This window comes from Cellulomonas hominis (assembly GCF_014201095.1).
In the GTDB taxonomy this organism is placed as follows: domain Bacteria; phylum Actinomycetota; class Actinomycetes; order Actinomycetales; family Cellulomonadaceae; genus Cellulomonas; species Cellulomonas hominis.
Genome location: NZ_JACHDN010000001.1, coordinates 124,842 through 145,225 on the forward strand (window position 1 = coordinate 124,842; position 20,384 = coordinate 145,225).

Annotated in this window: 20 protein-coding genes; 15 read left to right on the top strand and 5 right to left on the bottom strand. The window is 75.2% G+C overall.

All coding sequences use genetic code 11. The annotated features are described in order from the left end of the window. The first annotated feature begins 103 nt into the window (after window positions 1–103). From HNR08_RS00630 to cofD, 5 genes are all read left to right on the top strand, one after another. Window positions 104–1,228, top strand: coding sequence for an IS30 family transposase (locus HNR08_RS00630; protein WP_183834709.1), 1,125 nt, complete (start codon window positions 104–106; stop codon window positions 1,226–1,228). A gap of 279 nt (window positions 1,229–1,507) precedes the next feature. After that, window positions 1,508–2,518 carry a putative F420-0 ABC transporter substrate-binding protein gene (locus HNR08_RS00635; protein ID WP_146840508.1) on the top strand — a complete coding sequence of 337 codons (1,011 nt, stop codon included), beginning with the start codon at window positions 1,508–1,510 and terminating at the stop codon, window positions 2,516–2,518. Window positions 2,519–2,526: 8 nt separating this feature from the next. Next, entirely contained in the window at window positions 2,527–3,621 is a 1,095-nt protein-coding gene (locus HNR08_RS00640) for a putative F420-0 ABC transporter permease subunit (protein WP_146840509.1), read from the top strand. Then, a complete protein-coding gene (locus HNR08_RS00645) occupies window positions 3,612–4,439 on the top strand; it encodes a putative F420-0 ABC transporter ATP-binding protein (RefSeq protein WP_146840510.1) in 828 nt (275 codons plus the stop codon). The genes HNR08_RS00640 and HNR08_RS00645 overlap by 10 nt, the downstream gene beginning before the upstream one ends. Beyond that, the gene (gene cofD, locus HNR08_RS00650) at window positions 4,436–5,407 is read left to right on the top strand and encodes a 2-phospho-L-lactate transferase (protein ID WP_146840511.1); all 972 of its coding nucleotides are present in this window, start codon (window positions 4,436–4,438) and stop codon (window positions 5,405–5,407) included. Before HNR08_RS00645 ends, cofD begins: the two co-directional genes overlap by 4 nt. A gap of 191 nt (window positions 5,408–5,598) precedes the next feature. Here the strand turns inward: cofD and cofC are convergent, their stop codons facing one another. Beyond that, window positions 5,599–6,273: a 2-phospho-L-lactate guanylyltransferase gene (gene cofC / locus HNR08_RS00655; RefSeq protein WP_246803187.1), complete on the bottom strand. Its 675-nt coding sequence runs from the start codon at window positions 6,271–6,273 to the stop codon at window positions 5,599–5,601. Between the two features lie 343 nt (window positions 6,274–6,616). Beyond that, window positions 6,617–6,985: an iron chaperone gene (locus tag HNR08_RS00660; protein ID WP_146840512.1), complete on the bottom strand. Its 369-nt coding sequence runs from the start codon at window positions 6,983–6,985 to the stop codon at window positions 6,617–6,619. A gap of 151 nt (window positions 6,986–7,136) precedes the next feature. Between HNR08_RS00660 and HNR08_RS00665 the strand changes: the two genes are divergently transcribed. From HNR08_RS00665 to HNR08_RS00680, 4 genes are all read left to right on the top strand, one after another. Then, a complete protein-coding gene (locus tag HNR08_RS00665) occupies window positions 7,137–7,325 on the top strand; it encodes a hypothetical protein (RefSeq protein WP_146840513.1) in 189 nt (62 codons plus the stop codon). A 31-nt stretch (window positions 7,326–7,356) separates the two neighbouring features. Continuing rightward, window positions 7,357–7,926, top strand: a complete 570-nt coding sequence (locus HNR08_RS00670; protein ID WP_146840514.1) for an HhH-GPD-type base excision DNA repair protein — start codon at window positions 7,357–7,359, stop codon at window positions 7,924–7,926. Window positions 7,927–7,959: 33 nt separating this feature from the next. Further along, window positions 7,960–8,331 (top strand): YbjQ family protein, encoded by a 372-nt coding sequence (locus HNR08_RS00675; RefSeq protein WP_146840515.1) that lies wholly within the window; start codon window positions 7,960–7,962, stop codon window positions 8,329–8,331. A gap of 136 nt (window positions 8,332–8,467) precedes the next feature. Continuing rightward, on the top strand, window positions 8,468–9,295 hold the full coding sequence (locus tag HNR08_RS00680) for a class I SAM-dependent methyltransferase (RefSeq protein WP_183834711.1): 828 nt from the start codon (window positions 8,468–8,470) through the stop codon (window positions 9,293–9,295). Window positions 9,296–9,302: 7 nt separating this feature from the next. On the opposite strand, the gene HNR08_RS00685 is transcribed toward HNR08_RS00680, so the two are convergent. After that, window positions 9,303–10,112, bottom strand: a complete 810-nt coding sequence (locus HNR08_RS00685) for a coenzyme F420-0:L-glutamate ligase (RefSeq protein ID WP_246803188.1) — start codon at window positions 10,110–10,112, stop codon at window positions 9,303–9,305. Further along, window positions 10,113–11,132 carry a TIGR03557 family F420-dependent LLM class oxidoreductase gene (locus HNR08_RS00690; protein ID WP_276509385.1) on the bottom strand — a complete coding sequence of 340 codons (1,020 nt, stop codon included), beginning with the start codon at window positions 11,130–11,132 and terminating at the stop codon, window positions 10,113–10,115. It lies immediately after the preceding gene. 168 nt (window positions 11,133–11,300) lie between these two features. Between HNR08_RS00690 and uriH the strand changes: the two genes are divergently transcribed. After that, entirely contained in the window at window positions 11,301–12,248 is a 948-nt protein-coding gene (gene uriH / locus HNR08_RS00695) for a uridine-preferring nucleoside hydrolase UriH (protein ID WP_146840517.1), read from the top strand. Window positions 12,249–12,264: 16 nt separating this feature from the next. Here uriH and HNR08_RS00700 read toward each other — a convergent pair whose 3' ends face one another. Further along, a complete protein-coding gene (locus tag HNR08_RS00700; protein WP_146840518.1) occupies window positions 12,265–13,110 on the bottom strand; it encodes a LysR family transcriptional regulator in 846 nt (281 codons plus the stop codon). Between the two features lie 190 nt (window positions 13,111–13,300). Here HNR08_RS00700 and HNR08_RS00705 point away from each other — a divergent pair, with 190 nt between their 5' ends. From HNR08_RS00705 to HNR08_RS00725, 5 genes are all read left to right on the top strand, one after another. After that, on the top strand, window positions 13,301–14,797 hold the full coding sequence (locus HNR08_RS00705; RefSeq protein ID WP_338075761.1) for an MFS transporter: 1,497 nt from the start codon (window positions 13,301–13,303) through the stop codon (window positions 14,795–14,797). A gap of 181 nt (window positions 14,798–14,978) precedes the next feature. Further along, window positions 14,979–17,687, top strand: a complete 2,709-nt coding sequence (valS, locus tag HNR08_RS00710; protein WP_183834713.1) for a valine--tRNA ligase — start codon at window positions 14,979–14,981, stop codon at window positions 17,685–17,687. Between the two features lie 186 nt (window positions 17,688–17,873). After that, entirely contained in the window at window positions 17,874–18,680 is an 807-nt protein-coding gene (locus HNR08_RS00715) for a transporter substrate-binding domain-containing protein (RefSeq protein ID WP_146835554.1), read from the top strand. 1 nt (window position 18,681) lies between these two features. Beyond that, the gene (locus HNR08_RS00720) at window positions 18,682–19,527 is read left to right on the top strand and encodes an amino acid ABC transporter permease (protein ID WP_146835557.1); all 846 of its coding nucleotides are present in this window, start codon (window positions 18,682–18,684) and stop codon (window positions 19,525–19,527) included. Next, window positions 19,524–20,288, top strand: coding sequence for an amino acid ABC transporter ATP-binding protein (locus tag HNR08_RS00725; protein WP_146835560.1), 765 nt, complete (start codon window positions 19,524–19,526; stop codon window positions 20,286–20,288). Before HNR08_RS00720 ends, HNR08_RS00725 begins: the two co-directional genes overlap by 4 nt. Window positions 20,289–20,384: the final 96 nt, after the last annotated feature.

The following is a 20,384-nucleotide window of genomic DNA, read 5'->3' on the forward strand; positions in this document are numbered from 1 at the left end:
GCGCCCGCCCCCCGCTCCGCCGAGACTGCAGGATTCGACTGCGCCCACCGCCTTGGCGTCAGGTGGTTGTTGCAACGTGGTCCTCACCGGGAGGGTGCGTGGCATGGCTGGTTCGAGGTTGTCGCTGCAGGAGCGGGCGCAGATCGAGGTGTTGTTCGGTCAGGGGCTGACGTTCCCGGCGATCGGTCGGGCGATCGGGCGTGATCGCTCGACGGTCTGGCGTGAGGTCACGCGGAACAACTCCTACCGGGGTATGCACTTGGGTGGGGCCGGGTCGCGGCATCCTGGTGGTGCTCATTCGGGTCGGGCCGGTCGCGGCGGGGCCTACCGGTGGGTCTACGCCCACGGCAACGCCCACGCCCGGGCCGCCCGGCGCGCGCGGCGCCCCCGGGCCGGCAAGCTGATCGGGAACGCGAACGTCAAGGGTCGCGCGCCGTTCCCGGGTCGACTCTGGCCGGTGGTCGCCGCCAAGCTCGCGCAACGGTGGTCGCCTCGGCAGATCGCACACTGGTTGCGTCAGGAGTTCCCCGACCGACCGGAGCAGTGGGTGTCCCACGAGACGATCTACCAGGCGATCTACTACCAGGCCCGCGGCGGGATGCGCGCGGAGCTGGACCGGCAGGTCGCGCTGCGCTCGGGGCGCGCAGCGCGCCGACCTCAGTCACGGGTTGCGTCGGCCGGCCGGGGCGCGAAGACCTGGATCGGGGACCTGAACATCTCGACCAGACCCGCCGAGGCCGCTGATCGGGCGGTCCCGGGGCACTGGGAAGGTGACCTGGTGATCGGGGCGCGGGGGTCCTCGGCGATCATCACGCTGGTCGAGCGGTCCACCCGGTTCGTGATGCTGGGGGCGCTGCCGAACTCCCGGGTCTCCGAGGAGGTCACCCGGGTCCTGATCGACCTGATGGGCCGGGTCCCGGGCGAGCTGGCCAAGACCTTGACCTGGGACCAGGGATCCGAGATGGCCCAGCACGCGGCGTTCACCCTGGCCACAGGCTGCCGGGTGTTCTTCTGCGACCCGCACTCGCCCTGGCAGCGCGGAAGCAACGAGAACACCAACGGGCTGCTGCGCCAGTACTTCCCCCGGTCCTCGACCGACTTCCGCACCTACACCCAGGACGACCTCGACGCCGTCGCCCGCGAGCTCAACGGCCGACCCCGCGAAACCCTCGGCTGGCAGAATCCCGCACAACGACTCAACGACCTACTCGTTGCAACCGCCGCCTGAAACCGCCCGCGTCCCGCAGCGCGGATCCTGCAGTCTCGGCGTCCGGGCGCGCGAGAGCGCGGCGCGGGCGGCGTAGGGTGGGCCCCGGACCAGGCCGGATGTGGCCTGGACGTCGCCGCCCGCGCATGGGCGGCGCAGCCACCGGGCGCGACGTGCACCCTCCCCCGGCCCCGCGGACCGAGACCGCCGCGCGGGGTCCCCCAGCGTCCACCGTCGGACCGCGGCACCCCGCGAGCGCCGGTGCCGCGCGCCGTCGCCGCACCCCGTCAGGAGGCCTTCGTGCGCAGCAGCAGTTCCCGCCTCCTCCTCGCCGTCCCCGCGGCGCTGACCGTCCTCGCGCTGGCCGCGTGCGGCGGCGGCTCGGGGTCCGAGGCCGGCGGCACCCCCGCCCCGGCCGAGACCTCCGCCGCCGCGTTCGAGCCCGTCACCGTCGACAACTGCGGCACCGAGGTCACCGTCGACAGCCCGCCGGAGCGGGTCGTCGCCATCAAGTCCACGTCCATCGAGATGCTCCTCGCGCTCGGCCTCGGGGACCGGCTGGTCGGCACGGCGTTCGCCGACGGCCCCGTGCCGGACGACCTCGCCGCCGCGTACGACGCGATCCCCGTGCTGTCCGACAAGGTGCCCGGCCAGGAGGCCCTGCTCGAGGCGCAGCCGGACTTCGTGTACGCCGGGTGGGAGTCGAACTTCTCCGACGACGGCGCCGGCGAGCGGTCCGCGCTGCAGCAGCTCGGCATCGGCACGTACGTCTCCCCCGCCGCGTGCAAGGAGGAGGGGTACATGCCGGACCCGCTGACGTTCGACGGGCTGTTCGACGAGATCCGCGAGGTCGCGTCCCTGTTCGGCGCCCAGGACAGCGCCGAGGAGCTGATCGCCGAGCAGCAGGCCCAGCTCGACGCCGTGACGCCGCCCGCGCAGGAGACCACGGCCCTCTGGTACTCGTCCGGGACGGACACCCCGTACGTCGGGGCGGGCATCGGCGCGCCGCAGATGATGATGGACGCCGCCGGTCTGACCAACATCTTCGCGGACGTGCACGACACCTGGACCTCGGCGGGCTGGGAGCAGATCGTCGCCGCGGACCCCGACGTCATCGTGCTCGTCGACGCCACCTGGAACACCGCGGACTCCAAGATCGCCCTGCTCGAGGGCAACCCCGCGACCGCCCAGCTCACGGCTGTGCGCGAGCACCGCTACCTGACCGTGCCGTTCCCGGCGGCCGAGGCCGGGGTGCGCAACGCCCAGGCGGTCGCCGACCTGTCCGAGCAGCTCGCGGCGCTGGAGGGCTGAGCACGCCGATGACCACGCAGGCACCCCGCGCGACGACGGCCGGCACCGCGCCCGAGCAGGGGCGTCGCGCACCGTGGCGCCCGCCGCTGGCCGCGACGCTGCTGGTCGGGCTGGCGCTGCTGGTCGCGACCGTCCTCGTGTGCGTGACCATCGGCCCGGCGGACATCGCCGTCGCCGAGGTCGCCCGGAGCATCGCCGGGCACCTCGGGCTCGGCCCGGCGTCGGGTTCGGACGGCGGGGTGCCGGTGCTGACCGACGCGATCGTCTGGGACCTGCGGCTGCCGCGGGTGCTGACGGGCGCGGCGGTCGGGGCGGGGCTGGCGCTGGCCGGCGCCGTCATGCAGAGCCTGACCCGCAACCCGCTCGCCGACCCGTACCTGCTGGGCCTGTCCTCCGGGGCGTCGCTCGGCGCGGTCGCGGTGCTGGTCGTGGGGGTCGGGCTGCTGCTGCCGGTCGCGGCGTTCGGGGGCGCGCTGGCGGCGCTGGTCGCGACGCTGAGCCTCGCGCGGGTCGGCGGCGTGCTGACCCCGGGCCGCGCGGTGCTGGCGGGGCTCGCGGTGTCCCAGCTCGCGGCGGCCGGGACGTCGTTCGTCATCTTCTGGTCGGCGACCGGCGACTCCTACCGGGAGATCCTCAACTGGCTGCTCGGCTCCCTCGCGGGGTCGACGTGGCAGTCCGTCGCGATCGCCGGGTCGGCGCTGGTGCTGGTCGGCACGGTGCTGGTCGCCTCGGCGGTGCGGCTGGACGCGTTCGCGTTCGGGGACACCGCGGCGGCGGCGCTCGGCATCGACGTGGACCGCACCCGGTGGATCCTCATGACCCTGGTCGCGCTGCTGACCGGGGCGATGGTCGCGGTCAGCGGGTCGATCGGGTTCGTCGGGCTGGTGCTGCCGCACGCCGTGTCGGCGCTGACCGGCCCGGCGCACCGCCGGCTGCTGCCGGTCGCGGCGGTCACCGGGGCGATCTTCCTGGTGTGGGCCGACACCGGCGCCCGCACGCTGTTCGACCCGCGCGAGCTGCCCGTCGGCATCGTGACGGCGCTGATCGGCGTGCCGGTGTTCGCGGTGCTGCTGCGGCGCGGGAGGGGCAGCGCATGGACCTGAGCATCACCGGCGTCGGCACCCGGCTGGGCGGCCGGTGGGTCGTCGACGGCGTGGACGCGACCCCGCCGCCCGGCGCGCTGACCGGCCTGCTCGGCCCGAACGGCGCGGGCAAGACGACGCTGCTCCGGCTGGTCGCGGGGCTGCTCGACCCCGAGGCGGGCGCGGTGCTGGTCGACGACGTGCCCGTGCACACGATCGCGCGGCGCGAGCGCGCCCGGCGGATCGCCCTGCTCGAGCAGGAGTCCTCCTCCACCGTGCCGCTCACCGTCCGCGAGGTCGTGGCCCTCGGCCGCATCCCGTACCGGACGCTCTGGGGCTCGGACCCCGACGAGGACGCCGTCGACCGGGCGCTGGCCGCCGCGGACGCCGCGCACCTCGCGGACCGGGCGTGGTCGGCGCTCTCCGGCGGCGAGCGGCAGCGGGTGCACGTCGCCCGCGCCCTCGCGCAGGAGCCCGACCTGCTGCTGCTCGACGAGCCCACCAACCACCTGGACGTCAGCGCCCAGCTCTCGCTGCTCCGGTTCGTGCGCGACCTCGGCCGCACGACCGTCGCCGCGCTGCACGACCTCAACCTCGCGGCGGCGTACTGCGCGCACGTCCTGGTGCTGTCCGGCGGGCGCCTGGTCGCCGCCGGGGACCCGCGCGAGGTGCTGACCGCCGACCTGGTGCGCCGCGTCTACGGCGTGGACGCCGAGGTCCTCACCCACCCGCGGACCGGCCGGCCGGTGATCGCGTTCGGCGACGCCCCTGCGCCCGACCGCGTCCCGGCGCCCGCCCTGGCCGCCCGCACCCGCGCCGCCGTCGAAGGAGCACCGTGAGGCTGACCGTCCTGTCCGGAGGCGTCGGGGGCGCCCGGTTCACCCGCGGCCTGCTGGCCCTGCTCGCCGACCGCGGCGAGCCCGCCGACGTCACGGTGGTCGCCAACACCGGCGACGACATGTGGCTGCACGGCGTGCGGGTGTGCCCCGACCTCGACACGCTCATGTACACCCTCGGCGGCGCCGTGCACGAGGAGCAGGGCTGGGGCCGGCGCGACGAGACCTCCCGGGTGTCCGCGGACCTCGCGGCCTACGGCGTGGGGTGGGAGTGGTTCACGCTCGGGGACCTCGACCTCGCGACGCACCTGGCCCGCACGCAGTGGCTGCGCGAGGGCCTGACGCTGTCCGAGGCGACCGCGCGGCTGTCCGCCCGGTGGGGGCTGGCCGGGCAGGGCGTCCGGCTGCTGCCGATGTCGGACCAGCCGGTCGAGACGCACGTCGACGTCGGCGCCGGCGAGCCGATCCACTTCGAGGAGTGGTGGGTCCGGCACCGGGCCTCGGTCCCGGCGCGGGGGTTCGTCCAGGTGGGGCTGGCGGCGGCGACGGCGGCGCCCGGGGTGCTGGAGTCGATCGCGGCCGCGGACGTCGTCGTGCTGCCGCCGTCGAACCCCGTGGTGTCGGTGGGGACGATCCTGGCCGTGCCGGGGATCCGCGACGCGCTGGCGATCACGCCGGCCGCGGTGGTCGGGGTGTCGCCGATCATCGGCGGGGCGCCCGTGCGGGGCATGGCGGCGGAGTGCCTCGCGGCGATCGGCGTCGAGGCCACCGCGGAGGCGGTCGCCCGGCACTACGGCCGGCGCGGCGCGGGCGGGGTGCTGGACGCGTGGCTGGTGGACGACGCCGACGCGGACGCGGCGGCGGCGCTCGCGCGCGACGGCTGGGCGACGGCGGCGACGGACACGCTCATGCGGGACGTCCCGGCGACGGCCCGCATCGCGGCCGAGGCCCTGTCCCTCGTCGCCCGCTGACACCCCGCCGCCGCCCGGGGCCTCGCGCCCGGCGCCCGCCACGCGCCAGACGGCGCCCGGCGCCCGCGCCGAGATGGGTGCGGCCGGCCGAGAGCGGTCCGTGCAGGGCCCCACCTCGGCGGAGCGGGTCCATCTCGGCACAGAGGTGGCGTGCGGCAGGGAGTGCGGGTGCCGAGCGGGTGCGGGTGCGCTCAGCGCAGCGGGGCCAGGCGGCGCAGGAGGGCGCCCGTGCGGCCGCCGACGCCGCGTGCCGTGAGCGCCGTCAGGTCCGCCGGGACGTCGACGTCGTGGCGGAGGGGCGACGGCCCGGGGACGTCCAGGACCGCGTGGCCGAGGGCCGCGTGCGCCGCCGCGGAGCCGCCGCCGAAGCGGGGCTCCATCGGCTCCCCCGGGGCCGCCGTCAGCAGGGTCGTGCCCGTCGCGTCGGCGTCCGGCAGAACGGCGCGCGGGTGCTCCTCGGCGGCGGCCAGCACCGCATCCACCTCGGCGGGGTCCAGCCCGGGCAGGTCCCCGAGCAGCACCCCGACGTGCGCGGCCGGCGCCTCGGCGCGGGCGGCCGCCACCCCGGCGGACACCGCGCGGTTCAGGGCGTCCCAGCCGCCGGGCGGGTCGTCGGCGGACGCGGCGGGCTCGGGCAGCACCCGGACCCGGGGCAGCGCGCCGGCCTGCGCGGTGACCTCGGGGTCGGCGGTCACCACGACGACACGCGCGACCCGCGGGGCGGCGAGGACCGCCTCGACCGTGTCGAGCGCCATGGCCCGCACGAGCGCCGCGCGGGCGCCCGGCTCCAGCACGTCGGCGAGCCGGGACTTGCCCCGCCGCGCGTCCTTCACCGGGACGACCAGGACCCACCGACCGTGCAGCACCCGGGCACCCTACGCGCTCCGCGTATCGGGCCGGTGTCCGGCCGCCGATCCCCCCGGGGGTCGGGGACGCCGGCTACCCGGGGTTGCGGACGTCCCCGCCCGGGCGGGGGTCGCCGACTGGAGGGTTCGCGCACGACACGCCCGGCGTGTCGCGTCGAAACCCTCCACTCGGCGTTGCCGTGGCGCGCACGCCCCGGGGTCGGCCGGCGCGCGCGGCACCTGGACGCGGACGGGACCGGGCGACGGCCGAGCCACGACCGGGCAGCGCCGGACGCAGCCGGGCAGCGCCGGACGCAGCCGGGCAGCGCCGGACGTGACCCGGGCGGCGCCGGCCGCCCGCCGGTCAGCGCGAGCGCGGCCGGTCCAGCGCCGCGTCGATCTCCGCCCGCCGCTCGCGCACCAGCGCGTCCAGCGCCGCGTCCGGCAGCGGCCGGTCGTCGGTGAACCGGATCCCGCCCTTCGTGGCGTCGTACCCGTCGAGCGTCGCCAGCACGGACGCCGTGACGTCCGAGCTGAACGGGTACGCCGTGTACCCGCGCGGCCCGGCCACCACCGTCACCAGCGGCCGGCCCCGGTACCGGTACGCGGCGAGCCCGTACGACCGGCCCTCCTCGGCCTCGGGCACCAGCGCCCGCGCCCGGTCCAGCAGCCGCCCGACGACGTCCCGCGCGGGCCCGTCCAGCGTCGCGACGTACTCGGCGACCTCACCCATGTCCGCTCCTCCCGGGGCCTCTGCACGATCGTGGCACGCCGCCCCGGCGCCGCGTCACCCGGTCGGGCGCTGGACGCGGGCCCGCGGCGGCCGATGGGAGGGGTGAGCGTCGCGGACCGCGCGGCACGCCGGACCGCGAGGAGGGTGCGACATGCGCATGCGCGACCGCGTGATGTCCGTGCTGACCCTCGTCGGTTGCGTCGCCGGGCTGGTCGCCCTGCCGCTGGGCTGGAACGCGCACCCGCCGACGACGTTCTGCCGCACCGCCTCGGAGTGCCCCGACGTGCGCTGGCCGAGCGGGACCGTCGAGCCGGTCCGCGGCCCCGTGACCCGTCCGTGACCGCCCCGCGGTGCGGTGCGAGAATCGGCGCATGACGCTCTGGCTGACCGGCGACGCCGACGCGGACCGCCTGCTCGACACCGACCCGTTCGCCCTGCTCACCGGGATGCTCCTGGACCAGCAGGTCACGATGGAGTCGGCGTTCGCCGGCCCGGCGAAGATCGCGGCCCGGATGGACGGGTTCGACGTCCGCCGGATCGCCGACGCCGACCCCGAGGCGTTCACCGCCCTGTGCGCCACCCCGCCCGCGGTGCACCGCTTCCCCGGCTCGATGGCCGGCCGGATCCAGGCGGTCGCCCGCGCGGTGGTCGACGAGTACGACGGCGACGTCACCCGCATCTGGTCGGACGGCGACCCGGACGGCGCCACCGTCCTGAAGCGGCTCAAGGCACTGCCGGGGTTCGGTGACCAGAAGGCGCGGATCTTCCTCGCCCTCCTGGCGAAGCAGCGCGGCGTGGCCCCGGCCGGCTGGCGGGAGGCTGCGGGCGCGTACGGCGACGACGTGCCGCGGTCCATCGCGGACGTCCGCGACCCCGACTCCCTCCGCCGGGTCCGGGAGACGAAGCAGGCCGCGAAGGCCGCCGCGCGCGCGAAGGCCTGACCCGCCGGCGCCCGGGCGTGGCACGATCGCCGCATGATCGTGGTGACCAGCGACCAGATCCCCGGCTACCGGATCCAGGCCGTGCTCGGCGAGGTGATGGGCCTGACCGTCCGCGCGACGAACCTCGGCGCGACGTTCTCGGCGGGCATCCGGTCGATCGGCGGCGGCGAGCTCCCCGAGTACACCCGGATCATGTACGAGAGCCGGCACGAGGTGATGCGCCGGATGACCGAGGAGGCGCAGCAGCGCGGCGCGAACGCCATCGTCGCGATGCGGTTCGACACGGACGCGATCGGCCAGTTCAGCGAGGTCTGCGCGTACGGCACCGCGGTCATCGCCGAGCCCATCCCGGCGGGCGAACCGGGCGCCACGGGCCAGTCCGCGCAGATGGCCGCCGGCGCCTGACGGGCCGCGCCCGCCCGCCGGGAGTGCGGCCGGGCGGACCGGGGGTGCGCCCGGCCGCGCCCGTGCACTCTCGCCGCCCGGGGTCCCGCGGAAATGCGCTCGCTCCCGCGCCGGCGCACCCACCAGGATGCGGGGCGTGCTCGACGCCCTCGTCGCCGCGACCGCGCGGCCCGCGCCGTTCCAGCCGTCCGACGCGCCGTTCTGGGACGACCCGTACATCTCGGGCGAGCTGCTGGCCGCGCACCTCGACCCCACCCACGACGCCGCGAGCCGCCGCCCCGCGGAGATCGACCGCACCGTCGCGCACCTTGCCGCGTCCGGCCTCGCCGGTCCGGGCACCCGGGTGCTCGACCTCGGGTGCGGGCCGGGGCTGTACGCGCAGCGGCTGGCGGCCCTCGGTTGCGCAGTCACCGGCGTGGACCTGAGCGAGCGGTCGCTCGCGCACGCCCGGCGTGCGGCGGCCGGGGCGGGGCTGGCGATCGAGTACCGCCGCCAGGACTTCCGCACGCTGGACGAGCCGGGGCGGTTCGACCTGGTGCTCCAGGCCTACGGCGAGCTCTCGACGTTCGCCGACGACGTCCGCGACGACCTGCTGCGCCGGGCCCGCGCCGCGCTGGCCCCGGGCGGCGCGCTGGCCCTCGACGTCTCCACCCCGGTGCAAGGCGCCGCGGACGACGGGGACGCGTGGGAGAGGGCCGACGGCGGGCTGTGGCGCCCCGGCCCGCACCTCGTGCTCGCCCGCACGCACCGGTACGACGACGACGTCCGGTGCCGCCAGTACACCGTGCTGACCGACGACGACGTCACCACGTACCGGATGTGGTTCCACGACTACGTGCCGGGCACGCTCACGCCGGTGCTCGCGGCGGCGGGGCTCCGGATCGAGGCGACCGGCTCCTCGCTGGCAGGCGACCCGTGGCGCGACGACGCCCCGTGGCTCGCGGTTCTGGCGCGCGCGGTCTGAGGCGCGGTCAGCCGCCGGGGTGCGCCCCCGTCGCGTCCTTCCAGCCGCGGGCGTACGCCTCCGCGCTGCCCTCCGCGAACATGTCGTCCGGTCCCACCCGCACCAGCACCCGCGCGCCCGGCCCGTCCTCGGCGGTGACGGCGTGCGCCATCCCCCGCACGACCGCGACCGGCCGGCCGGTGGCCTTGCCCTTGACGAGCTCCGCGGCGGCCGCGATCTCGTCCGCGAGCGCCGCGACGGACACCTGCAGCGCCCGCCCGTGCGTGTCGGTCGTGCCGCGCAGGTCGTCCAGCACCCGCACGCCCGCCGCGCCGATCGCGATGTCCGTCTGACCCTGCCGCCACGGCCGCCCCGCGGTGTCCGTGACGAGGACGCCGAGGAGCACCCCGAACCGCGCCGCCAGCGCCGCCCGCAGCGCCCGCGCCGTCGCGTCGGGGTCGAGCGGGAGCAGCAGGACGGTGCCGTCCTCGGTGTTCGACGCGTCGACGCCGGCGGCGGCCATGACCAGCCCGAGCCGGTTCTCGACGATCCGGGTGACCCCGGCGGCGTGCTCGCGCGTGGCGACGACGCGCACGGTCTCCGCGGTGATCGCGGCCTCGCGGTCGGCCGCCCGCACGACGCGCCCCTCCGCCTTGGAGACGATCTTGCTCGTCACCACGACCACGTCGCCGTCCGCGAGCGCCGTGGCCGGCCGGGCCGCGGCGTCCGCGGCCAGCGCGTCGCCGAGCACAGCGGCCAGGTCGTCCCCCGGGCGCACCTCGCCGATGCCCGGGACACCCCAGGCGGTCAGCAGGTCCGCGGCGGTCGAGTCCGTCACTCAGCGCACCAGCTTCGGCAGGACGTCACGGCCGAACACGTCGATCCACTCGCGCTGGTTGCGGCCCACGTTGTGCAGGTAGACGCGGTCGAACCCGAGGTCGACGTACTTCTGGATCTCGGCGCGGTGCACGTCCGGGTCGGACGAGATGACCATGCGGCCCTCGAAGTCCTCGGGGCGCACGAGCTTGGCCATCTGCGCGAAGTCGAACGGCGAGCGGATGTCGCCCTTGGGGAACTTCATGCCGCCGTTGGGCCACTCGACCATCGCGTTCTCGAGCGCCTGCTCGTCGGTCTCCGCCCAGGACAGGTGCAGCTGCAGCACCTTCGGCAGGTCCTGCGGGTCGCGGCCCGACTCGCGGACGCCCTCGTCGAACTTGCCGAACAGCCCGCTGATCTTCTCCAGCGGCGCCCCCACGGTGATCAGCCCGTCCGCGTGCCGGCCGGCGCGCTTGGCCGTCACGGGCCCGGCGGTGGCGACGAGGATCTCCGGGGCGACCTCCGGCATCGTCCACAGGCGGGTCGACTCGAGCTTGTAGAACTGCCCCGCGTGCTTGACGTCCTTGCCGGCGATCGACGCCGCGAACAGCTTCTTGATGATCTCGATGGCCTCGAACATCCGGTTGATGCGCTCGGGGGCCTCGGGCCAGTACTGGGCGGTGATGTGCTCGTTCAGCGCCTCGCCCGAGCCGAGCCCCAGCCAGTGCCGGCCCGGGTACATCGCCGCCAGCGTCGCGGACGCCTGCGCCACCATCGCCGGGTGCCACCGGAACGTCGGCGCGGTCACGCCCGGGCCCATGTCGCCGGTGGTGCGCTCGCCGAGCGCGGCCAGGACGTTCCACACGAACGCCGACTGCCCCTGCTGCGGCACCCACGGCTGGAAGTGGTCGGCCGCCATCGTGCCCAGGAACCCCTGCTGCTCCGCGTACGCCGACAGCTCCACGGCCTCCGTCGGGTGGAACTGCTCCAGCATCGCCGCGTACCCGACCTGCAGGCCCTCGGCCACCACACCCTGTGCCACGAACGCTCTCCCTCACGTGCCCCGGCGCCGCGTGGTCGCGGGCCTCCGTCGAGCGTAACCAGCGCGTGTGTCCGGCGGATTCCCGACGGGCGTCGCCGGGATGACGTGGCCCTTGACCTGCTCCCCCGCCGGTTGCGACGCTCGGGGACCGACCGGCGAGGAGGCCGCATGCCGCACGCGATCGTCCTGGACTGCGACCCCGGGCACGACGACGCCGTCGCCCTGCTGCTCGCGCACGGCAGCCCGGAGGTCGAGCTGCTGGCCGTCACGACCGTCGCCGGCAACCAGTCCCTCGACCGCGTCACCCGGAACGCCCTGGCCGTGGCCCGGGTCGGCGGGATCACGGGGGTGCCGTTCGCGGCGGGCGCGGACCGCCCGCTGGTCCGGGAGCGGGACCACGCGGCGAGCATCCACGGGGAGTCGGGGCTGGACGGCCCGGTGCTCCCCGAGCCGGTGCTGGTCGTGGACACGCGGCACGCGGTCGAGGTCATCGTGGAGACGGTGATGACGCGCGACCCCGGGACGGTGACCCTCGTGCCGACCGGGCCGTTGACCAACATCGCCCTGGCGGCGCGCACCGAGCCGCGGATCGTCGACCGCGTGCGGCAGGTCGTGCTCATGGGCGGCGCCCACCGGACGGGCAACTGGACCCCGGTCGCGGAGTTCAACATCCGCGCCGACCCCGAGGCCGCGCGCGTCGTCATGCGGGCCGGGTGGGACGTCGTCATGGTCGGGCTGGACGTCACGCACCAGGCGCTCGCGACGCCGGACGTGGTCGCCCGGATCGCCGGGGTCGGCACCGCGCCGGCGCGGTTCGTGGTGGAGCTGCTCGAGTTCTTCGGGCGGTCCTACCGGGAGACGATGGGCTTCCCGCACCCGCCGGTGCACGACCCGTGCGCGCTCGCCTACGTCATCGACCCGTCCGTGCTGACGGTGCGCCGGGCGCCGGTGGACGTCGAGCTCGCGGGCGAGCTGACCACCGGGATGACGGTGGTCGACCTGCGCGGCCCGGCGCCCGAGGGGTGCCGGACGTCCGTGGCGGTCGGGCTGGACCGGGAGCGGTTCTGGGACCTGGTGGTCGACGCGCTGGAGCGGATCGGGGACCCGCCCGGCTGAGCCGGCGCCGGGCCGGTCAGCGCGCCGACGTCCCGAGGATCGCCCCCGTCAGCGCCTCGATCGGCTCCCGCGGGGACTGCGGGTTCGCCACCAGGGTGATGTCGACGTCCCCGAGCTCCGGCAGCCCCAGCCCCGCCGGGAGCTGCACGAGGTCGTCGGGGATGAGGCTCTGCGGCAGCACCGCGATCCCGATGCCCGCGCGCAGCGCCGCCAGCACGCCGTTCACCTCGACGGTCTTGCACGTGATGCGCCAGGGCCGGCCGGCCTCGGTCAGCGCGGCGACGGCGGCCTGCCGGGTGAGCGACGTCCCCTGGTAGGTGATGAGCGGGACGGGCGCCTCGGCGTCCACGGGCGTCCCGGGCAGCGCGACCCACACGAGCCGGTCCCGCCGCACCAGCTGCCCCTCCGCCTGGCCGGTCGCCTCCTTGATGAAGACGAGGTCGAGCTGGCCCGCCCGCAGCCGGCGGTGCAGCGCCCCGCTCTGCGCGACGGTGAGCTCGAGATTGATCCGCGGGTGCAGGCGCCGGAAGTCCCGCAGCACGCGCGGCAGCTGCGCGAGGGCGAGGTCGTCGGCCGCGCCGAACCGGAGCCGGCCGTGCATCGCCGAGCCGGTGAAGTAGCGGGTGGCCTCGTCGTGCGCCGCGAGGATCGTCCGGGCGAACGACGCCATGGCCTGACCGTCGTCGGTGAGCTGCACCCCGCGGGTGTCCCGGTCGAGCAGCCGGCGGCCGGCGGCGTCCTCGAGCTTGCGCACGTGCTGGCTGACCGTGGGCTGGGACAGACCGAGCCGGGCCGCTGCGCGCGTGAAGTTCAACGTCTCGGAAACCGCGAGGAAAGTGCGGAGCTGGTCGGGGTCAAACACGGGCACCTCCGTGGCGGACGGGCGCCGCCCCGGCCTGCGGCGACACCCCGACGTCATTACGGAACATCATCACACTGATAGCGGCTATGACGTCGAGAAATTGCCTGCGGCGACGTACCGTGGAGGCACCGCCTCGTACCGGACCCGTTCCGCACCGAACCCCGCCGCACCACGTCAGCAAGGAACACCTGTGTCACCGGCTCGCCGCCCGTCCCCGTCCCCGACCCGCACCCGCACCTCGACCCCCGCCCGGACCGCCGCGACGCCGGCGCGGGTCCGCCCGAGCCGGACGCTGCACCGCCCGCGCCTCGGCCTCCACCGCCGCCCCGCCCCCGTGGTCGACGGCCCCGTGGTCGACGGCCCCGTGGTCGACGGCCCCGTGGTCGACGGCCCCGCCGACGCCGCCGCCGCACAGCCCCCCGTGCCGCGCCCCCGCAACGCGACGATCGCCGCGCTGGGCGTGCGGAACCTCCGCCTCTACGTCGCGTCGCAGGTGCTGACCAACACCTCCGGGTGGGCCGCCCGCGTCGCGCAGGACTGGCTCGTGCTCAGCCTGACGGGCTCCGCCGCGCTCGTGGGCCTCACGGTGACCCTGCAGTTCGTGCCGATGCTCGCGCTCGGGCTGGTCGGTGGCGTCGTCGCCGACCGGTACCCGCGCCGCAAGGTGCTCATGGTCACCCAGTCGGTGTTCGGCCTCTCCACCGCGACCCTCGCGGTGCTGGCGCTCACCGGGCACATCCAGGCCTGGCACGTGCTGGTCGGGGCATTCGTCGGCGGCCTCGCGACCGTCTTCGACAACCCCGCCCGGCAGGCGTTCGTGCACGAGATCGCCGGGCCGCAGCACCTGCGCCAGGCGATCAGCATCAACTCGGCGGTGTTCCAGCTGGGCGGTCTCGTCGGGCCCGCGGTCGCCGGCGCGCTGATCGTCGCGGTCGGCGAGGGCTGGACCTTCGCGGTCAACGGCGTCGCGTGCTTCGCCGCCGTGGGGCTGCTCGTCGCGATGCGGGCCGCCGAGCTCACCGCGCCGCCCGTCGTCGCCCGCGCGAAGGGGCAGCTCCGGGAGGGCCTGGCCTACGTGCGCCGCACCCCGCGGATCCTCTGGTCGGTCGTGCTCGGCGGCTTCGTGTCGCTGACCGGCGTCAACATGGCGACCGTGCTCGCGTCGTTCACGGACGAGGTGTTCGTGGCCGACGCCGGCGGGTACGCGCTGCTCACCTCGATGCTGGCCGTCGGCGCACTGAGCGGCGCGCTGCTGTCCACCCGCCGCCGCAGCAGCCGGATCACCCACCTGGTGCTGCTCGCCGCGGTGATCGGGGCCGTCCAGCTCGTCGCCGCCACGGCCCCGACCCGCCCGGTGTTCATCGCGCTGCTCATCGCCATGGGCCTCGCGACGCTGCTGTACCTCACGGGCAGCAACACGCTGGTGCAGACGACGGTCGCGCCGCACCTGCGCGGGCGCGTCATGGCGCTGTACGTGCTGGTGCTGCTCGGCGCGCAGGGCATCTCGGGGACCCTGATCGGCTGGGTGTGCGAGCACCTCGGCGCGCGGGCCGGCATGGTCGCGTGCGGCGTCGGCCCGCTGCTCGGCGCGGCGGTCGTCGGCCTGGCGCTCGCCCGCCGCGCCGAGGGCGGCACGCGCGCGACGGTCCGCCGCTTCACGGGCCGCGAAGCGGTCGCGGCCGCCTGACCCCGGCGCCACCCCCACCCCACCCTCCCCCGCGCCCCGCGCCCCGCGCCCCCGCCGACGAGGCACCCTGCGGACATCCGGGGCATGCCGGGACGAGCCCGGATGCGCGGAACCCGCCCCCTCGGCCCGCACGCCGCGCCGCGGTCCGGGGCGTGGCGAGTTTCTGGGAGGATGGGTGACCATGACCGACCTGTCTCCCACCTCGCACGCCCCTGCCCCCTCGACCGCCCCCGTGGCGGGCGTACGCGGGGTACGCGAGGTACCGGACCGGGTCTCGCTGGACGGGGTCGAGGAGCGCTGGGACGGCGCCTGGACCGAGCAGGGCACGTACACGTTCGACCGCTCGGCCACGCGCGAGCAGGTGTACTCCATCGACACCCCGCCGCCCACGGTCTCCGGCTCCCTGCACGTCGGCCACGTCTTCTCGTACACGCACACCGACGTGGTCGCCCGGTACCGCCGGATGCGCGGGGCCGAGGTGTTCTACCCGATGGGCTGGGACGACAACGGCCTGCCCACCGAGCGGCGCGTGCAGAACTACTTCGGCGTGCGCTGCGACCCGTCGCTCCCCTACGACCCGGACTTCGAGCCCCCGCACGTCGGCGGCGAGGGCAAGAGCGTCAAGGCCGCGGACCAGGTGCCGATCAGCCGCCGCAACTTCGTCGAGCTGTGCGAGCGCCTGACCGTCGAGGACGAGCAGCAGTTCGAGGCGCTGTGGCGCCGGCTGGGCCTGTCGGTCGACTGGGCGATGACGTACCAGACCATCTCCGCCGAGGCCCGCGCCGTCGCGCAGCAGGCGTTCCTGCGCAACCTCGGGCGCGGCGAGGCGTACCAGGCGGAGGCCCCGGGCCTGTGGGACGTGACGTTCCAGACCGCCGTGGCGCAGGCCGAGCTCGAGGCGCGGCCGTACCCGGGCGCGTTCCACCGGGTCGCGTTCCACGGCGCGGACGGCACGCCCGTCCACATCGAGACCACCCGCCCGGAGCTGCTCCCCGCCTGCGTCGCGCTCATCGCGCACCCCGACGACGAGCGCTACCAGCACCTGTTCGGCACCACCGTGACCAGCCCGCTGTTCGGCGTCGAGGTCCCGGTGCTCGCGCACCCGGCCGCCGAGCCCGACAAGGGCGCGGGCATCGCGATGTGCTGCACCTTCGGCGACCTCACCGACGTGCAGTGGTGGCGCGAGCTGCAGCTGCCGACCCGCTCGGTGATCGGCCGCGACGGCCGCCTGCTGCGCGAGGTCCCGGAGTGGGTGACCACGGACGCGGGCCGAGCGACCTACGAGGAGATCGCGGGCAGGACGACCTTCTCCGCGCGCGAGGCGGTCGTGGCGGGCCTCCGGGAGTCCGGGGACCTGGACGGCGAGCCGACGAAGACCGACCGCATGGCGAACTTCTTCGAGAAGGGCGACAAGCCGCTCGAGATCGTCACGTCCCGGCAGTGGTACATCCGCAACGGCGGCCGCGACGAGGACCTGCGCGCGGCGCTCCTGGCCCGCGGCCAGGAGCTCGGGTTCCACCCCGACTTCATGCGCGTGCGGTACGAGAACTGGGTCGGCGGCCTGAACGGCGACTGGCTGGTGTCCCGTCAGCGCTTCTTCGGCGTGCCGTTCCCCGTCTGGTACCCCGTGGACGCCGACGGCGAGCCCGACTACGACCACCCGCTGCTCCCGGCCGAGGACCAGCTCCCGGTCGACCCGTCCTCCGACGTCCCCGCCGGCTACACGGCCGAGCAGCGCGGCGTCCCCGGCGGCTTCGTCGGCGACCCGGACATCATGGACACCTGGGCGACGTCGTCGCTGTCCCCGCAGATCGCGGGCGGCTGGCGGTCCGACCCCGACCTGTTCGAGCGGGTGTTCCCGATGGACCTGCGCCCCCAGGGGCAGGACATCATCCGCACCTGGCTGTTCTCGACGGTCGTCCGCTCGCACCTGGAGCACGGCTGCCTGCCGTGGCGGGACGCCGCGATCTCCGGCTGGATCCTCGACCCCGACCGCAAGAAGATGTCGAAGTCCAAGGGCAACGTCGTCACCCCGATGGGCCTGCTCGAGGAGCACGGCTCGGACGCGGTGCGGTACTGGGCGGCGAGCGCCCGCCTCGGCACGGACGCGGCGTTCGAGGTCGGCCAGATGAAGATCGGCCGCCGCCTGGCGATCAAGGTGCTCAACGCGTCGAAGTTCGCCCTGTCCTTCGGCCCGGCCGAGCAGGGCGCGTCGTCGCTGGACCCCGCTCTGGTCACCGACGCGCTCGACCGCGCGATGCTCGCCGGCCTCGCGGACGTCGTCGACAAGGCGACGGCGGCCCTGGAGTCGTACGACCACACCCGCGCCCTGGAGCTGACGGAGACGTTCTTCTGGACGTTCTGCGACGACTACCTGGAGCTGGTCAAGGACCGCGCGTACGGGGCGGGCGCCGCGGCGGCCGACGTGGACCCGGCGACCGCCTCGGCCCGGGCCGCGCTCGGCATCGCCCTCGACGTGCTGCTGCGGCTGTTCGCCCCGGTGCTGCCGTTCGCGACCGAGGAGGTCTGGTCGTGGTGGCGCGAGGGCTCGGTGCACCGCGCCCCGTGGCCGGACGCGGAGCCGCTGCGGGCCGCGGCCGGCGACGGCGACCCGGCGGTCGTCGGGGCGGCGGGTGCGGCGCTGGCCGCGCTGCGCAAGGTGAAGTCCGAGGCCAAGGTCTCGATGCGGACCGAGATCGTCCGGGCCCGCCTCGAGGTCCCGGCGGCGCTGCTGCCGGGCGTGCAGGTGGCGCTGGGCGACGTCCGCGCCGCGGGCCGGGCGACCGGGACGCTCGACGTGGTCGAGGTGCCGGACGGCCCCGAGGCCGCCGTCGTCGCCCGCGACGCCGAGCTGCTGCCGCCGGAGCCGAAGCAGAAGCCGACGGCCTGAGCCGGCCGGAGGGCGCGCGCCTCGCGGGGTGCGCGCCCTCCGCGCGTCCGGGGTGCCTGAGTGCTCCGGCCGCCGTGCGGGAAGCGTGGGATCCTGGGACTCTCGTCCCACCACGACCGGTTATGCATACGTATTGTCGCCGACGTATAGTCTTGCGGCCGGTTTCCACACGAGGAGTCTCCCCCGATGCGCACCCGTCATCTCGCCGCTCTGCCCGCCGCCCTCGCGGCCACCCTGCTGCTCGCCGCCTGCGGGGGTGGCGACGACGCCGGCTCCGGCGACCCGACCGCCGACGGCGGCGTCGCGCTCGTCCAGGAGGGCTCGCTGACCGTCTGCACGAACCCGCCGTTCGAGCCGTTCGAGTACGAGGAGGACGGCGAGATCGTCGGCCTCGACATGGCGATCGTCGGCGAGGTCGCGAAGGACCTCGGCGTCGAGCTCGTCACCAAGGTCACGCCGTTCGAGGGCATCCAGTCCGGCGCCGACCTCAACACCGGCAACTGCGACATCGTCGCCTCGGGCATCACCATCACCGAGGAGCGCCAGGCCAAGTTCGACTTCTCCGAGCCGTACTTCGACGCCGACCAGGGCCTGCTCGTCCCCGAGGGCTCGGACATCGACTCCCTGGAGGCGCTGGAGGGCAAGTCGATCGCGGTGCAGCAGGCCACGACCGGCGAGACCTGGGCGCAGGAGAACGGCCTGCAGACCGTGCAGTTCGAGGACCTCGGCCTGCAGGTGCAGGCGCTGAAGACCGGCCAGGTCGACGCCGCGATCAACGACATCGCCGTCCTCGGCCCGTTCGTCACCGAGGGCTTCGAGGTCTCCGCGAACTTCTCCACCGGCGAGCAGTACGGCCTCGGCGTGAAGAAGGGCAGCACGGCCCTCCTCGACGCCGTGAACGGCACGCTCGAGCGGATCCGCGAGGACGGCACCTACGACGAGCTGTACACGCAGTACATCGGCACGGCGCCGGTGGCGTCGTCGGACAGCTGACGTGACGTCGCCGTCCTCCACCACGGCGCCCGGGACGCTCGCCGCGTCCCGGCGCCGGTGGAGCCCGCGCCGCCGGGCCCGCGCGTTCCGGGTCGCGCAGTACGTCCTGCTCGTCGTGGTGCTCGCCGTCCTCGCGTCGCTCGTCGACTGGGAGAACGTCGGCACCAACTTCTTCAACGTCGAGGCCGCGCGGTACATCGCGACCCAGATCCCGCAGGCGTTCCTCAACACGCTGAAGTACACGCTGGCGGGCTTCTCGGTGGGTCTGTCGCTCGGCACGCTGCTCGCGCTGATGCGGATGTCGTCGGTCGGCCTCTACCGGTGGATCGCGACGATCTACATCGAGTTCTTCCGGGGCATCCCGGCGCTGCTGGTCATGGTGTCGTTCGGCTACGCCGTCCCGATCGCGTTCGGCATCAACATCGGGTCGGTCACCACCAAGGCCGCGCTGGCGCTCGGGCTCGTCTCGGCCGCCTACATCGCCGAGACGCTGCGGGCGGGACTGCAGGCCGTGCCGCGCGGCCAGGTCGAGGCGGCCCGGTCCCTGGGCATGTCGCACGCCCGCACCCTGCGCTCGGTCGTGGTGCCCCAGGCGTTCCGCATCGTGCTCCCGCCGATGACGAACGAGTTCATCCTGCTCACCAAGGACACGTCGCTCGTCTTCCTGCTCGGGCTCGCGACGGACGAGTTCGACCTGACGAAGATCGGCCGCGACGCGCTCAACAGCGCCACCGGTGGTCTCACGCCGCTGTTCCTCATCGGCGCGTGCTACCTGCTCATCACCCTGCCGCTCGGGCAGCTCGCCCGGTACCTGGAGAAGCGCACCGGCGCGAGGAGCCGCACATGACCGACCCCGCCCCCGTCGTGCACATCGACGGCCTGCACAAGTCGTTCGGCGAGCGCGAGGTGCTCACCGGGATCGACCTGGACGTGCACGCCGGCGAGGTCGTCTGCGTGATCGGCCCCTCGGGCTCCGGCAAGTCGACCCTGCTGCGCTGCGTGAACCTGCTCGAGCAGCCGACCGCGGGGCGGATCGACGTCCTGGGCGTGGACGTCACCGACCCGGACGTCGACATCGACCGGGTCCGCACGCACGTCGGCATGGTGTTCCAGCAGTTCAACCTCTTCGCGCACAAGACGGTGCTGGAGAACTGCACGATGGCGCAGGTGCAGGTGCTCAAGAGGCCGAAGGCCGAGGCCGTCAGGATCGCGATGGCGAACCTCGACCGGGTCGGGCTCGCGGACCGCGCAGGGTCGCACCCCTCGCAGCTGTCCGGCGGCCAGCAGCAGCGCGTGGCGATCGCCCGGGCGCTGTCGATGGACCCGCAGCTCATGCTGTTCGACGAGCCGACGTCCGCCCTGGACCCCGAGCTGGTCGGCGACGTGCTCGCCGTCATGCGGGACCTGGCCGACGGCGGCATGACGATGATGGTCGTGACGCACGAGATGGCGTTCGCCCGCGAGGTCGGCGACCGGGTCGTGTTCATGGACGGCGGCGTCATCGTCGAGCAGGGCCCGGCGGACCAGGTGATCGGCGACCCGCGCGAGGCCCGCACGCGGTCGTTCCTGCAGCGCGTGCTGGACCCGACGCACACGGGCGCCGCCTGAGCGTCGCCGCACGTCCTGCCTGGGGGTCGCGGGTCGCCGGATAGCATGCGGGACGGCACCGTCGCGCACGCCGCGGCCGGCCCGTGGCCCCAGCCC

Coding starts and splice junctions, on each gene's coding strand:
- HNR08_RS00665 (WP_146840513.1), top strand. CDS start 7,137: ATGCGCATGCGCGACCGCGTGATGTCCGTGCTGACCCTCGTCGGTTGC.
- HNR08_RS00675 (WP_146840515.1), top strand. CDS start 7,960: ATGATCGTGGTGACCAGCGACCAGATCCCCGGCTACCGGATCCAGGCC.
- HNR08_RS00660 (WP_146840512.1), bottom strand. CDS start 6,985: ATGGGTGAGGTCGCCGAGTACGTCGCGACGCTGGACGGGCCCGCGCGG.
- HNR08_RS00630 (WP_183834709.1), top strand. CDS start 104: ATGGCTGGTTCGAGGTTGTCGCTGCAGGAGCGGGCGCAGATCGAGGTG.
- HNR08_RS00640 (WP_146840509.1), top strand. CDS start 2,527: ATGACCACGCAGGCACCCCGCGCGACGACGGCCGGCACCGCGCCCGAG.
- HNR08_RS00715 (WP_146835554.1), top strand. CDS start 17,874: ATGCGCACCCGTCATCTCGCCGCTCTGCCCGCCGCCCTCGCGGCCACC.
- valS (WP_183834713.1), top strand. CDS start 14,979: ATGACCGACCTGTCTCCCACCTCGCACGCCCCTGCCCCCTCGACCGCC.
- HNR08_RS00670 (WP_146840514.1), top strand. CDS start 7,357: ATGACGCTCTGGCTGACCGGCGACGCCGACGCGGACCGCCTGCTCGAC.
- uriH (WP_146840517.1), top strand. CDS start 11,301: ATGCCGCACGCGATCGTCCTGGACTGCGACCCCGGGCACGACGACGCC.
- HNR08_RS00725 (WP_146835560.1), top strand. CDS start 19,524: ATGACCGACCCCGCCCCCGTCGTGCACATCGACGGCCTGCACAAGTCG.
- HNR08_RS00645 (WP_146840510.1), top strand. CDS start 3,612: ATGGACCTGAGCATCACCGGCGTCGGCACCCGGCTGGGCGGCCGGTGG.